Below are 15194 nucleotides of genomic sequence, written 5' to 3'. Positions count from 1 at the left end.
CTGCTTTCAAATTTGTAGTTCAATATTACACAATTTACAGTTTCAAAGCCAAATTTAGTTTCGAAATAAAATAAAACTTTCAAAACTTACGAATTTTGTTTTATGATTATTTCACAACAATCTTCTTTGGTGACAAAAATGACAACACAAAGCTCACTGTTAGAGCAAACAGAACACACCAATCGCACGCAATTACTGCCTATGATGATCATAGGCGGGTTGTTTTTCTTATTTGGTTTTATAACTTGGCTTAACGGCTCCTTGATCCCATTTTTACAAATGGTCTGCGATCTCAACCATATTGAAGCTTATATGGTGACACTGGTGTTTTATATCGCCTATACCGTGATGGCACTGCCAAGCGCTAAGATTTTGCAAATATTCAGCTATAAGCACGGTATGTCGTTTGGTTTAGGTACCATGGCATTTGGTGCATTGTTGTTTATTCCTGCGGCACAAATTCAAGCGTATTGGTTATTTTTGGTTGCCTTATTTACGTTAGGTAGCGGCCTCACCTTATTACAAACTGCTGCGAATCCTTACATCGTGCTAATAGGCTCTAAAGACACGGCAGCCGTGCGCATTAGCATTATGGGTATTCTCAATAAGAGTGCTGGTGTGGTGGCTCCATTGCTCTTCTCAGCGATTGTATTTAGCGACATTGCCAGCTTTAGCCCAGAGGCTTTGGCCCAATTAAACAGCATTCAAAAGCAATTACAGTTACAAGAACTGGCTAATCGTTTAATTACTCCTTACTTTGTAATGGCAATCGCATTAGCAATATTAGCGGCGTTAATCATGCTGGCCCCGCTACCTGATATTGAGCAACCAAAAACCAGCAACAATAGCGAGAGCAAATCAGTACTGCAATTTCCACACTTAGTTTTAGGCGTGATAGCCCTATTCTTTTACATAGGTGCAGAAGTCATTGCCGGCGACACTATTGGCCTTTACGGCAAAGAACAAGGGGTATTGCAGTTCGCAGAACTCACCTCTTACACCATGGGCTTTATGGTGCTAGGTTATGTTTTAGGTATCGTATTAATTCCTCGCTTTTTTAGTCAGCAACAGGCGCTGATATTTTCTGCGTTAAGTGGTTGTGTGTTTTCACTTGGTATCATTTTGATTGATCCGCAACAAACTGCGATTTCGAATTTAGTGCTCTTTTGGCTTGCTGATAACAGTTTTCCTGATACCGTGTTATTTGTTGCATTACTTGGCTTATCGAATGCGCTGGTATGGCCGACCATTTGGCCTATGGCCCTTGCAAATCTTGGCGATAAAACTCAAACCGGCGCGGCATTACTGATTATGGGGATTTCTGGTGGCGCGCTATTGCCTTTGGTATACGGTGTATTTGCAGAATATACAGGCAATGCACAACAAGCTTATTATCTGTTGATCCCTTGCTATGCGTTTATTCTTTATTACGCACTGATTGGTCACAAACTAACAAGTTGGCGTAAGTAACGACATGGGCAGGCTTAGTTGTTTTACTATTTAACTAGCCTGCAATTTTTCTGATGTGAAATAGCCCAGTAGCAAAAATTCACGCACGGTAAAAATACACTTATAAATTAAATACTCGTCACGCTTATCAAGGCTCACTTCTGAAAGAGGTAAGGCTTGCTGCGCTATTATGCGCTGTTGCTGCAGTGAAGAAATAGTAAATAAACCTGTGAGTTTATCTGCTAATTGCGACGATGAAAGAGCACCTTCTGCAATCAGCTCTGCGCCTTTTAAGCATGCCGTACGCTCAGTCGTAGTTAGTGTATTTGCTAGCATTAAATCTGTGAAAGCGACTAAATTAAAATACAGCTGTTCATTTGGCTCCAGTTCCAAAATAACCGCCTGCATTTGCGTGACCACATCCCGGTGAGCCGCTGTTTTAAGCACCTCAAAATGATTGTCATCCACTTTATCAAATAGCTGAGTCGCAGCCACTGGCGTAATAGCCGCACCGAATAATGCTGCTAAACATTTAATCGCATTTCGCCTTTGTAGATCAGCCATTGAACACCCCATTTTGATAATGTCGTGCAGCATGATCGGCGGCTCTTGCAGTAAATGCCATATAGGTTAACGAAGGGTTCTGATAACCCGACGAGCACATAAACGAGCCGTCAGTGACATAGACGTTACGCACACTATGAATTTGGTTGTAACGATTAAGCACTGAGGTTGTAGCATCATGTCCCATGCGCGCAGTTCCCATTTCGTGGATGGCTTGCCCCGGCGCTGAGTCTTTATCGTACGCTTGCACATTTTGATAACCAGCTTTGCTGAGCATCTCGACGGCTTGCGCTTTCATATCCTCGCGCATGCGCTGCTCGTTTTCAGCAAATTGACAATCAAAATTAACTAAAGGTAATCCCCATTGATCTTTTAATACCGGATCTAAGCTCATTTTATTACGATGATAAGGCAGGCATTCACCAAAGCCTATTAATGCAACTTGCCAAGGCCCAGGTTTGGCAAGCTCTTCTCGAAAAGCCTTACCAAAGCTAAGTTCTTTAAAGCCCCGTCGCCAATCTTTGCGTGTTGCGTATCCTTGATAGCCATAGCCGCGAATAAAGCTATGCTGCTCACTATCATTAAGATTTCGAAAACGCGGAATATGAAAGCCAACGGGTCTGTCGCCATCATTAAAGTCATCAGCAAAACCTTTTGGTTCACCCGTTGCGCCAACCCTAAAATGGTGATCCATGAGGTTATGCCCAAGCTCTCCACTATCGTTCCCTAAGCCATTAGGAAAACGTGCAGAGGTTGAATTTAATAACAAGGCTGTTGTAGCCACCGTTGATGCGCAGCAAAAAATAATCTTCGCTTGCGCGATACGCTCTTTTTTAGATTCAGCATCAATTACTTTCACACCTGTGGCCTGCCCGCTTTCTGGATTGTAAATAATCTCTTTAGCAATGGAGTGAGTCTGAATAGTGAGTCGTCCAGTACGCATCGCTGCAGGTAAGGTCGAGGCTAAACTACTAAAATAACTACCGGTTGGACAACCTCGCATACAGCGGTTGCGCTTGCTGCATGGAGCACGACCTTGCTCAGGCTTTGCCTTAGTTAAATGCGCAACTCGCCCGATGGTGAGGTGCCGATTAGTGTAGTGAGTTAATAAACTTTGTTTAAGCTGCTGCTCTACGGCATTAAGCGCAAAAGGAGGTAAGTAAGGTCCATCTGGTAGCTGAGGTAAGTTCAGCGCTTCGCCAATAACCCCGATGTAGGCTTCGACTTTATCGTACCAAGGCGCAATATCTTGATAGCGCACAGGCCAATCAACGCCGTGACCATCTTGTTTGTTGGCTGCAAAATCTATATCACTGAGGCGCAAGCATTGCCGCCCCCAAGTTAATGAGCGCCCACCAAGATGATACCCTCTGATCCAATCAAAACGCTGTGATTCTTGATAAGGGTGCTGCAAATCATTCACAAACCAGTGTTTTATTGATTGCTTGGTGGCATAGCCAGTGCGTGCTTGTTTAGCTTGATTCTGTTTTTCTAGTAAGCTGGGCCTGTCGCGAAATGGCAGTTGCCAATCATCTTTAAAGGCAGTGATATAGTCAGTACCGTGCACAACCTGCCTACCACGTTCCAGTAGCAGTACATTGAGCCCTTTTTCGGTCAGTTCTTTAGCAGCCCAGCCGCCAGTAATGCCACTGCCAATAACAATGGCATCGAATACTTTTGCCTGCATTCTCACTTAACTTTTAAAAGATTTGCTTACCCGCACAGATCGTTGCTTGCACAGAAAAGTCTTTATCGAGCAGGGCAAAATTAGCCTGCTTACCTACCGCAATACTGCCTATTTGCTCCGCTTTATTTAAAAACTCAGCGGGTACTAAACTGGCCATTTTAGTTGCTTCAACTAGGCTTGCGTCGGTTAGGTTATAAAAACGCTCAACGCCAACTTCCATGGTTAATGTACTGCCCGCTAAAGAACCGCTCTCAGTTCGTGCAACACCTTGCTCAACCACAATAGGAAGCTCACCTAAACGGTAGCGACCATCTTGTAAGCCTCCGGCACTCACGCAGTCTGTGATCAGAGCAATTTTATCTGCCCCTTTTAAACGGTAAACCATGTTCATGATGCTCGGGTGCAAATGAATACCATCAGGAATAAGCTCAACCATGGCATCCTTGTCCATCAACAGTGCGCCAGTACAACCAGGATCACGATGATGAATACCGCGCATACCATTAAAAATATGCACACCACCGCAAGCACCATGGGCAAGAGCTTGTGTTGTTTGCTCAAAATTAGCATCTGTATGACCCAGCATCACACGCACGCCTTTATCGGTGATATAGCGGATCATGTCGGGGGATTTAAGTAGTTCTGGCGCCAACGCAAATGAGCTTAAGCAACCTTCACATGCGGCATAAATTTCATCAAATCGCTGTTTAGTAAGCTCTAAAAAAAATGACTCGTTATGCGCGCCTTTATGCGCTTCTGCAAAGAATAAACCTTCGTTATAAGCCCCTAGCAACTGCGCCCCAGCCAAGCCTTTTTGATAGGCACTCGCCATATTTTTATAAGCTTGAATTGAGACGTCCCAGTCTGCAGTCACCGTTGTGCCAACAAACCCCGTTACGCCATGCTTTGCTAAAGAACGAGAAATAATCTCTAGTGATTCTGGGGTGCCGTCCATAATATCGCAGCCTTCACGGCCATGAATATGTAAATCAATAAAGCCTGGAAATAAACTGTGCTCACCTAAATCTATTACTTCGATCTCGGGCGCCATTTGCGTAGTAATGGCAGTAATTTTACCTTGCTCGACCAAGACCACATGATCGAGTAAAACCGCATCAGCAGTCACCACTTTTGCGGCTTTTAAGTAATAGCGATTAAGATGCGTTGGAATTAGCATGAACACTTCCTATTATTGCAGCGCCTCTTACGCCGCTAGAATCACCAAATTTTGCACGCTTCACGTCGGGCACGGCAAAACCTGAAAATAAATGAGTTTGAATCGCGTCAGGGAGTTTCTCTACAATTGCATCAATGAGCGACAGCCCGCCCCCCAGTACGATAACTTCTGGGTGCAAACTTTTACTAATGGCAGCAAAGGTTTCGCCAAGAATATCTAAGTAACAAGCGAGCACCTTTAAGGCTTGCTCATCACCTAGTTTAATATCGTTTGCCCATTCAATCGCAGATTTAGGAGATTGCGTAATATGTTGATACAAGGTTTGTACACCAGGCCCCGCAATATAACTTTCGACACAGCCATTTAAACCACAGCCACATTTTAAAACCGGTAGCTGGTATTTTTGCTGCAAATATGCAGACAGTGGTAAATGGCCGTACTCTCCCGACATACCCAGGCCTTGGTTAAACAAGGTTCCATCAATGCACATCCCCCCCGCCGCACCAGTGCCAACAATGGCACCGAATACTCGGCTATAACCTTCACCTGCTCCGCCATTAGCTTCTGATAAGGCGAAACATCGGGTGTCATTTAATATCGCAACAGGGCGTTTTAATAATGCTTGAAGATCGTTGGCAATCACTTTGCCTGTGGCACACGGCACATTAGCCGACAGCACTTTACCTTCATCATTAACGATACCTGGCATACCGATGCCCACCGCACCTTGGCAACCTGTCAGCTCATCGGCTTTAATTACCTGCTGATAAATTGCGTGCAAAAATTGCTGATAGTCATCCGTTGGCGTAGTAATACGCCAACTTTGCTGTTGCTCTAAATTATCATTAAAAATGGCGGTCTCTATTTTTGTACCACCAATATCGAGTCCGTAAACAGCCATATTTTACCCAACACTACTTAGCGAGAAGTTAATGGGTAAATAGTTACCCCTTTTACAACACGGTTAACTTCGCCCGTAGGACAAGGATTATCAGGTGTTAAACCGAGTGACATTGATTTATAAAATGCAAAAATCTGACAATAGACAATATAATACAGACCTTGCCAAACATCATCTAGCTCGACCAGTTCAGTATTTAACGCCAGCTTTTTAACCGCTAAACATTGTTGGTCATTTAATAGTTCATTAAATAAATCAGTATCATACAAACTGCTATAAAAATCACTTGAGGCCATTAACAACACTGCGGTTTTATCATTAATGATGGTTTTAGGACCATGACGAAAGCCAAGAGGGGTTTCAAAGTAACTAATTAAATCCCCATTGGTCAGCTCTAAGCACTTTAAGGCCGCTTCTTTCGCATAGCCAAGTAACGAGCCTGCCCCTAAAAACACCAAACGTTCAATATCAGTTTGCGCAAAGCCTTTGATCTCTTCAAGTTGAGTGTCGAGTAGCAGCTCTGTCTGCGTAGCCACTTGTGCAAGCTGGTTAACATCAGGGGTAAAAATACATAAGGTTGAAAGCAGCATTGAGGTGAAACTGCTGGTCATTGCAAAGCTTTCATCTAAGGTTTCTTTTGGCATAAGTACACTAAAACTATTTTTTTTAGCTGCCGCCCTTTTAGCTAATTCACCATTTTCATTACAGGTAATGACTAAGTGATAGCACTTTTCAACAACTTGCTCTGCGATATCAACCGCCGCGACACTTTCAGGGCTATTACCTGAACGCGCATAAGAAATAAGTAAAGTGGGTGTGCTCTTTTGTAAAAAACCATGGGGGTTAGACACAATGTCGGTGGTGCTAACTGCGCGCACATTTAAATCAGTTTTAGCTGTTAAGTGAGGTGCTAATGCCTCGCCAACATAGGCTGATGTGCCAGCCCCCGTTAATACGATTTGTAATTCTTTTAATGCCAAAATTGGCGCTAAAAATGCGTTTATTTCTGCTCGATGCGTTTCAATAATAGCCGCCGTATTGCACCATGACTCTGGCTGCTGAGAGATTTCTCTTGCTGTCCAATAAGCGTTTTGTTGCTTAAGCTCTGTTTCGTTTAATGATAAAAACTGCGTCATAATTAATTCTCTCTCAACACCACTTATTGATTACAAGCACGCGAATAGGTATTCGTGACTTCCATTATTTTATTAATTACTAACTCACGGGGTGATGAGTTAATTTGGCCATTGATCAATGCCTTATATTGCGCTGGCATAAATTGGCTAAGTAAAGTTTGTGGAATAATTTGCCCTTCTAAGTTGGCAAATAAAGTTTCTACTGTTTGCTTTATTTCATCTTCAGGCCAGTAGTAACGAATACGGTCGCTATAACTATAAGCTCTAAACAGCTTAGCTTCAGCACCTTGTGTTGGGTAAAACTTATTCCAGTAATGTGGCTTTTCTAGCATGATGCGCTCACATACATCACGTAAATTTGAACGCTTAGCCGCTTCGACTAATTGATCTTCAATATAAGATAACGCAAACAACCCTTCGCGTAGTGCATAGGTAAGCTGAGGACCCACTTTTAATATGGCAAAGTGATCTTGCACCAACTCGTGATAGCAATGATCTGGCTGATAGTCGGTAGAGTGAGCTTCATAAACAAGATTCTCGACAGTGGTGATAAACTCTTTCAGTTTTTGCGCTTCATTACGTTGGTAATCAAAAACTTGATGGTTATCAAATTCAACTCCTGGCTGCACAACAACAGCAATAACACGTGACCAGACATCGCTTATGTTTAAGTTAGCAAATGCAGCCTGATGTAATTCGATTGTTTGTTGCACTCCCTCAACATGCGATACCTCAATAATTTCATGCTCTTGTGTTGCGCCACCCGGAGGAGGGACCTCAGTGCCCACTACATACAGAATATCGTTATCTTTTGCTGCTGACTCAGCGGCTTGGCACATCAATGCGGCACGCTTGGCAATTTCGGCATCAGCTAAACGCTCTCCATCGTCAGCGCATGGCATACTGGCATCTAAATGAATTTTCTTAAAACCCGCACTTGCATAGGCTTTTACTAGTTCAACAGCTTTAACCATCGCAACGTCTGCAGGCTCATTTACCCAACACACTGGGCCTAAATGATCACCACCTAAAATAATGCGCTGGGTATCTAACCCTACTTTTTCCGCTATTGCATGAACAAACTCAACGAAGTTATGGGGCTTCATTCCTGTGTAACCACCAAACTGATTGACTTGATTCGCTGTCGCTTCAATTAAAATTTCGGTGTCATCATTTAGAGCTTGCAACATTGCTGCTTCGATAACGAGCGGGTGTGCACAACACACAGAATAAATACCCTGCGCTTGCCCTACTCGATTGTTATTTATAATCGTTTTTAATGCATTCATGGTTTTCTCCAAGCAGCTTACGCTAATGGTTAGATACGTGATTTGAAATTACATTAGCACAGCGCGAAACGCTGCGCAACAAAACGAAAGACAACGAAAGTCGTAAAATAAGTTAAAAACACACTTCTCACGGTATTTTATAAGGGTAAAAATGATAAAACCCAAAGTTACGAAAGAATTTGAAAGCATTTAATTGTAATTGACTTTGAGTTGCGATATAACAGAAACAACTGAAACCCACTATTAAAACAATCTCAGTGATTTAGGTATCGTTATGACAATAGATAGACGTAGTTTTTTAAAATCTGCCGCAGCCATTACCGCCGCGACAGTCGTGACTGGCTGTGCGAAAAGCCAACAAGGTGATAATCAAAGCACACCACTTGCAGCACAAGGTAAAAGCGTAATGGGCTTAGCTGTGCCAGCAATGGATGTGGTACGTGTTGGTTTTATTGGGGTTGGTCAACGTGGTAGCGGTCATGTAAAACACCTTTGCCATATTGAAGGTGTTGAAATTAAAGCTATTTGTGACACTGATCAGCTGATGCTAGATAAGTCTGTTAATTATGTTGTTGAAAAAGGCTTACCTAAACCAACTGCTTATACGGGTTCTGATAAAGCCTATTTAGACATGCTTGCTCGCGATGACATCGACATTGTGATCATTTCAACACCTTGGCGTTGGCATACACCAATGAGCGTCGCGACCATGGAAAGCGGTAAACATGCCTTTGTTGAAGTACCTGCAGCAACCACGATGGAAGAGTGTTGGCAACTAGTAAACACTGCTGAACGCACGCAAAAGAACTGTATGATGATGGAAAACGTTAACTACGGCCGTGACGAGTTAATGGTTTTAAACATGGTTCGTAAAGGCGTATTTGGTGAGTTATTGCATGGTGAAGCTGCTTATATTCATGACCTGCGTTGGCAAATGAAAGAGATTGACCGTAGTACAGGCTCATGGCGTACTTACTGGCATACCAAGGTAAACGGTAACTTATACCCAACCCATGGTTTAGGCCCAGTTTCTCAGTATATGAACATCAACCGTGGTGACCGCTTTGACTTTGTTACCTCAGTCAGCTCACCAGCACTTGGCCGCGCCGCCTATGCAGAGCGCGAATTCCCTGCAGGCCACGAACGCCGCTCGCTGAAATTTACCGCTGGCGACATGAACACCAGCATTATTAAAACAGTGAAAGGTCGTAGCATTATGGTTCAGCACGACACCACAAGCCCACGCCCATACAGCCGCCATAACCTAATTCAAGGTACTAATGGCACATTTGCTGGATTCCCTAATCGTATTGCTCTTGAAGATGTGCCACCAGCCATCGCGAAAATTTACCAACAGCAATATGAAGCTGAGCTCGCTGCGTGGGAAAAAGCTGGTTCACAGGGCCGTAAGCCACATATGCAAAACTTCCATAGCTGGGATCAAGATATGGAAAAATGGCGTGCTGAGTTTGATCACCCACTGTGGAAACGCATGGGTGAAGAAGCAGTACGTAACGGCGGCCACGGCGGTATGGACTTCATTATGCTTTGGCGCATGATCTACTGCTTACGCAACAATGAGCCACTCGATCAAGATGTATACGATGCCGCAGCATGGTCATCAATCTTCCCGCAAAGTATGGCATCAGTTGCTGATAGAAGTAACAGCAAAACAATTCCAGACTTTACCCGTGGCGCTTGGCAAACAGGTAAGCCACTAGGGATTGTGTCTTAACACTTCCTCTCCATGGAACACTAAAAAGCCCGCTCTTTGCCCTGCGGGCTTTTTTATTGCCCACTCTTTTTGGAATTGTGTTTTATAAATATCTAAACACAAAAAAGCCCGCAACATCGGCGGGCTATTCGTTTAGAATTTAACCTTACTGAGCATGAGCTGCAGCGCGGAAAATCGTGTTAGTTAACAGTACATTCATGCCTTCAAGGTAGGCACGGTAGGTTGGTGATTGTGTAAAGCCTATTACCATGCCTTTGCCTTGCGGTTGATGAACAAGCAATGGCTTATATGCAAGCTGTGCTTTATTTTGCTGCCATAAATAACCACTTGCTAGCACATCATCCTTACCTGTAAACCACGCTAGGTTTTTACCTGAGTTCAGTTTTATAGGCGTGTAAATATCATTACCGTAAGCTACTGCAACAAGGTCTTTATCAACCCCTGCGGTTAACCAATGCTCTTGGTCTACTTCAACATTAGCAAGTACACCGGCTACATAGTCTGGCGATGTATGTGGCTCAATGCTCGCTGCTTTTAAATCATCGCGAGAAGCGAATAACTGCCCTGCCACTTTACTGCTTTTATCATCGCTGCTGTCGGCTTTATCTTCTCGATAAGCTTGCTCGCGCTTCACATCTAATAAGCCGTAATCAGCATTAGTAGTAAAGCGGTTAGCATTACCTAAGGCAATCAATACGCCGCCTGCCTCAACCCAGCTTTTTAAATTAGCTGCGCCCGATTTACCTAATGCTTGCTCGTAATTACCTTCTGGTAAAATTACGACTTGATAGTCACTTAAATCAGCCCATGCAAGCATTGGCGTACGAATCGCCGTGACTGGGTAGCCAAGCTGTCTTTCGATTACAAAACGGGTGCTACCGGCGCTTAGCTCACTGGTTGGTGCATCCCATGCAATCGCCACTTTTGGCGCTACCATTGGCACGGTTTTGTTGCTACCAAAACTTGGGCCTTCAATCACCCAACTTGAATCAACACCATCGACAATTGCCCCTGTTTGCTCGGCAATTTGACTAATTTTAGTCAGTAAGTCTTTATCGTTTAGGCGCTTTTCAATGACTAAGCTGCCCGCTGGGTAGCTAGTTTTATCACCTAATACAAATGCTTGGTCAACACTTTTCAGTTTAACCCCTGCTTGAAGCGCTGCAGTTAAAAAGCGTGCTGCAGCCGTGTCGCCCCACGCAACGATATAAGCCACAGAGGCTTCTGGGTTATTCACTTTGCCAAGCAATGTGTCGTTGGCCTGAACGGCTTTACTGTCGGCACTCACCGCCTTACCACAGCTGTCGCTATCAACATTAAACATCATCGGCAGTGACCAACCTGTGACATCGTAAATTTCATCACCTAGGTTACGAGCGCGACGTCTTTCTTGCTCTTTGACAAATGCCTCAGCCATATCAACTTGGTCTGTAAACGTGGTACGCACAAAGACACCACGCGGCTGTGCGGTATCAATAAAATAACTACCCGCTTTGTACTTAACACCACAGGCTTTGAAGTCTTCGGTTGCTTGTTTAACTTCAACACCATGTTCAGCCATTAGGGTAGCAAGCTTGTGCGTGCCTTCACGATTGCTTTGCTTAGGTAAGATATAAACACGCTCTTTGCTTTTCTTACCACTGTCAATCGCATCAATTTGATATTGATAAAAATCACCTAGTAGTTTTTCACGTTGATTAGCAGCTCCTTCGGCAGTCGAAATTGAGGCCACAAACTGACGCTTTACAGTATTAAAATACGTCAGTAGTTCACCGGTATTTTTCTCAAAAACATGGCCTCGCGCAGAGCCTACTTCGTAAGTTGATGCTGATGCACCATAAAAAACAGGCCAGCTATCACCGTAGCCTGGGTAAAAGGCATCAAAAATTTCACGGGTAAAGTAATCAAAGCCAAATTCATCAAAATACTTTGCATGATTTTGCCCAATTGCATCCATGTTTGCGATTTGGGTTTTCGTCATATGCGGATTAAATGGCTGAGCAGCCGGTGCAAAGTAGTAAGATTGGTCGCCGCCCATTTCGTGAATATCAACCACCACTTGTGGTTTATATTTATTGATTGCCGCAACTTTACCTTTACTTTCAGGCTGAGTAAGCGCTAACCAATCACGGTTCATATCAAACAGATAATGATTAGTTCGGCCTCTTGGCCACGGCTCATTATGCTCTGCACTTAACCTATCTGCACTGTGCTCAAGACCCACGGTCGCATAATAACGAGTAACAAAGCGCTCACGGCCATCAGGGTTTTGCAATGGGTCGATAAACACCACGGTGTTGTCTAAAATTTTGCTATTAACGGCATCATTCGGGGCTGCTAGTAAGTGATATGCAGTGAATAGTGCAGCATCGGTTGAGCTAATTTCATTACCGTGCACGGCATACTGAAGCCACACAGACGTCGGTAAATTTTTAATTAGCGACTTAGCTTCTTTTTCAGAGGTGATACGCGGATCAGCCAAGGCTTGGGTGTTATTGGCGAGGGTTTCTAATGAGCGAATATGCTCCGCTGTGCCAACCACCGCATAAACCAGTTCACGACCTTCCCAGCTGTTTGCGTACTTAAACACTTTAATACGATCAGGCGCAGCTTGTTCAAGGGCGCTTAAATAACGACGCATATCGTTGTAATTAGTAATGCGCTCACCTACATCGTATCCAAGTACTTGTTTAAATGTTGGTATTTGCTGATTATAAGCCGTGCCCGGCCACATTGCTTCGGTATTCGCTGCACTGGCATTAAAGCTTGCCGTTATTGCCACAACACTCACTGAAATGGCTTTTATTATTTGTTTGGCGCTCATTATTTTTCCCAAGTAAAAGTATCTGCTTTGTACATTACAAAAGTATTGAAAATAAACAAATTAAAAACGTTAGATTGGCAAAAATTAAAGACATAAAATAACCGCAGCAATTGCTGCGGTTATTTTCAAAATAGCAGGGCTATTTAACTAAGGTCATTTCATCAAGTAGGTAACCTGCGTTATCAACTTCTTCCATTAACCAAAGCATGTATCGAATATCAACGTGAATAGCACGGGTGATCTTGGCGTTAAAGTACCAATCTTTGGTGATTGATTCATAAGTCGAGTCAAAATTAAGACCCACTAATTCACCTTTACCATTCATGACTGGCGAACCTGAGTTACCCCCAGTGGTATCAGCACTGCTCAAAAAGTTGACTGGTACTGAGTTAACTTCAAGAGGTTTAGCCGCTTGTGGCTCACAACCAAAACTAAATAGGCTACAGCTTACACCTGGCAAACCTAAGTCACCGCGGTAGTACGCGCCAAACGCTTGCTTTTTGTATGCTTCAAGTACTTTATCGGTAACAACAAATGGCTTTTCGCCAGTGTGTTTAGCTACTAAACCACGTAGTGATGTAAATGGCGTTTTATACACAGCATCAGCTGCTGGGTAACCATCAACTTGTGCATAGCTTACGCGTAATGTGCCATTTGCATCTGGGTAAACTGGCTTACCTTTGGCTGTATTAAAGGCGATCACGGCTTGCATATATTGCGGACGAATTTCAGCTAAACGCCCCGCCATTTCTTTTTCGTCAGCTTCTTGTGCCATGTTGGTCTCGTATAGAGCAACAGCAAGCTTTATGAATGGGTCGTTTGATACTTCAAACTCTGCAACAGATTTACCTATCCAGCTAACGCGCGTTGCTGTATCTGTAAGTTCTGTTTTAGCGTAAAAAGAAGCAATAATCGCATCAAGCTCAGCCTGTGTAGTGGTATCAGTGATACCTAAGCCGTTGTTTAATGCCGCAACTTGCGCTGCTTTGTCTTGCGCTAAATAGTTACCTAAGTAACTTAACCATAAGGCTTTATCAACCTCAGGCGTAAACTGTTTTTGTAAGCGCTCTAAACGCGCTTTAAGCATAGGAAGGTCACGCTCTTGGTAGCCCATTTCGCGCTCTGCATTAGGTTTTTCGCTCTCTTTTGCTAAGCGATATAAACGAATCGCGGTGCTTAGTAGATCCGCCTGTTTTGCATAGTCAAAGTAAAAGTGACTTTGTTGCTGTGCGTGTGCTTCAACTAACAATGACTTTAATGCGTGATATGAATCTGCGTACGCTTTACGTTCAGCACTTTGTGCAAACCAAGCTAGGTACTCTTGCTCTTGTGCGGCTTTAATACCCGGAATATCCGTTACTTTAAAGCCATCTTGTAAGCCTTCCAGTTTCTTTAAACGGTTGTTAGTGCTTTTTACACGAGAGGCATATTTTACTTGTGCTTGCTCATCACCTTTGCTCTGCTTGGCAATCACATCGAGAGTCGTGTTGTAAGTATTAAGCAATGTTGGGTAATACCAACTCGCAGAATAATTTACTTCGTCTGCAAGCTTATAGCGGCTAGTACGACCCGGATAACCGGCCACCAGCACACCATCACCTAAGCTTACGCCGCTGGTGTTCACTTTTAAGAATGAAACAGGCTCATAGGGGACGTTATCTTCACTATATGAGGCAGGTTTTCCATCTTTACCAACATAACCACGTACAAAGGTAAAATCAGCTGTGTGACGTGGGTATTCAAAGTTATCGATGTCACCACCAAAGTTACCCAGCGCTTCTGCCGGGGCATACACTAAGCGCACATCTTTGATCATCAATTGTTTGATCATGAAGTACTCTAAGCCATGGTGGAAATCACGCACTGTACAACGATAGTTAGGATCTGACTCACACTCGCTGATCAAGGCTTTGCGATTTGCTTGAATCGCTTCATAACGCGCTTTGCCGTGTAGTTCTGCAGGTAGGTTACCCAGTACTCGCTCAGTGACATCATCCACTTGTTCAGTGACATACAAACGCTCTTGTGGGCCTGCAGGTAGCTCTTTTGATAAATCAGCTGCTAAAAAGCCTTTTTCAATTAAGTTGTTTTCTGGTGTGCTGTTATTTTGAATCGCGCCATAAGCACAGTGATGATTAGTTACCGCTAAGCCTTTTGGTGACACAAATGACGCAGAGCAATAGCCTAAACCAACCACTGCATTGAGTGGATATTGGTTAAGATCTGCCACTTGCGAAGCCGGTAATTCGATACCAACGCGGTCAAACTCGCTTTGTAATTGTTTTAATTGATGCGGTTGCCACTGCCCTTCATCAGCGTGCGCGCTACCGACAGCGACAACACCCATGAGTGCTAATGAAGTTGTAATCATATTTTTTTTAGTCATGTTAATCCTAGTCAGTGCAAAGCACTATTCCATTGTTGCCTGAAAA

10 protein-coding genes are annotated in these 15194 nt (G+C 43.6%); 2 read left to right on the top strand and 8 right to left on the bottom strand.

Annotated features, from left to right (window positions below; all coding sequences use genetic code 11):
- Nucleotides 1-138 precede the first annotated feature (138 nt).
- Complete coding sequence (locus tag C2M33_RS11540; RefSeq protein WP_199776362.1) at nt 139-1470, top strand: sugar MFS transporter; 1332 nt, start codon at nt 139-141, stop codon at nt 1468-1470.
- 30 nt (nt 1471-1500) lie between these two features.
- Here C2M33_RS11540 and C2M33_RS11535 read toward each other — a convergent pair whose 3' ends face one another.
- Genes C2M33_RS11535 through C2M33_RS11510 form a run of 6 tightly spaced genes read right to left on the bottom strand, consistent with a single transcriptional unit; the run spans nt 1501 to nt 8203 of the window.
- Nucleotides 1501-2013 carry a hypothetical protein gene (locus C2M33_RS11535; protein ID WP_105174501.1) on the bottom strand — a complete coding sequence of 171 codons (513 nt, stop codon included), beginning with the start codon at nt 2011-2013 and terminating at the stop codon, nt 1501-1503.
- The gene (locus tag C2M33_RS11530) at nt 2006-3700 is read right to left on the bottom strand and encodes a GMC oxidoreductase (RefSeq protein WP_105174500.1); all 1695 of its coding nucleotides are present in this window, start codon (nt 3698-3700) and stop codon (nt 2006-2008) included. The genes C2M33_RS11535 and C2M33_RS11530 overlap by 8 nt, the downstream gene beginning before the upstream one ends.
- Before the next feature lie 13 nt (nt 3701-3713).
- Nucleotides 3714-4877, bottom strand: coding sequence for an N-acetylglucosamine-6-phosphate deacetylase (gene nagA, locus C2M33_RS11525; RefSeq protein WP_105174499.1), 1164 nt, complete (start codon nt 4875-4877; stop codon nt 3714-3716).
- Entirely contained in the window at nt 4855-5778 is a 924-nt protein-coding gene (locus C2M33_RS11520) for an ROK family protein (protein WP_105174498.1), read from the bottom strand. Before C2M33_RS11520 ends, nagA begins: the two co-directional genes overlap by 23 nt.
- A gap of 17 nt (nt 5779-5795) precedes the next feature.
- Nucleotides 5796-6914, bottom strand: a complete 1119-nt coding sequence (locus tag C2M33_RS11515; protein ID WP_105174497.1) for an SIS domain-containing protein — start codon at nt 6912-6914, stop codon at nt 5796-5798.
- Nucleotides 6915-6937: 23 nt separating this feature from the next.
- Entirely contained in the window at nt 6938-8203 is a 1266-nt protein-coding gene (locus C2M33_RS11510; protein WP_105174496.1) for a D-tagatose-bisphosphate aldolase, class II, non-catalytic subunit, read from the bottom strand.
- Nucleotides 8204-8477: 274 nt separating this feature from the next.
- On the opposite strand from C2M33_RS11510, the gene C2M33_RS11505 reads away from it, so the two are divergent.
- Nucleotides 8478-9938: a Gfo/Idh/MocA family protein gene (locus C2M33_RS11505; protein WP_063702650.1), complete on the top strand. Its 1461-nt coding sequence runs from the start codon at nt 8478-8480 to the stop codon at nt 9936-9938.
- Between the two features lie 145 nt (nt 9939-10083).
- On the opposite strand, the gene C2M33_RS11500 is transcribed toward C2M33_RS11505, so the two are convergent.
- Together C2M33_RS11500 and C2M33_RS11495 are read right to left on the bottom strand one after the other, a co-directional pair.
- Nucleotides 10084-12762, bottom strand: coding sequence for a M14 family metallopeptidase (locus C2M33_RS11500; RefSeq protein ID WP_105174495.1), 2679 nt, complete (start codon nt 12760-12762; stop codon nt 10084-10086).
- A gap of 139 nt (nt 12763-12901) precedes the next feature.
- Nucleotides 12902-15148 (bottom strand): S46 family peptidase, encoded by a 2247-nt coding sequence (locus tag C2M33_RS11495; protein ID WP_233999173.1) that lies wholly within the window; start codon nt 15146-15148, stop codon nt 12902-12904.
- Nucleotides 15149-15194 lie beyond the last annotated feature (46 nt).

The organism is Pseudoalteromonas sp. T1lg122, assembly GCF_002964825.1.
GTDB classification, from domain to species: Bacteria; Pseudomonadota; Gammaproteobacteria; order Enterobacterales; family Alteromonadaceae; genus Pseudoalteromonas; species Pseudoalteromonas gelatinilytica.
Note: the sequence above shows the minus strand (reverse complement) of the source record. Positions and strands in the feature narration are given on the sequence as shown.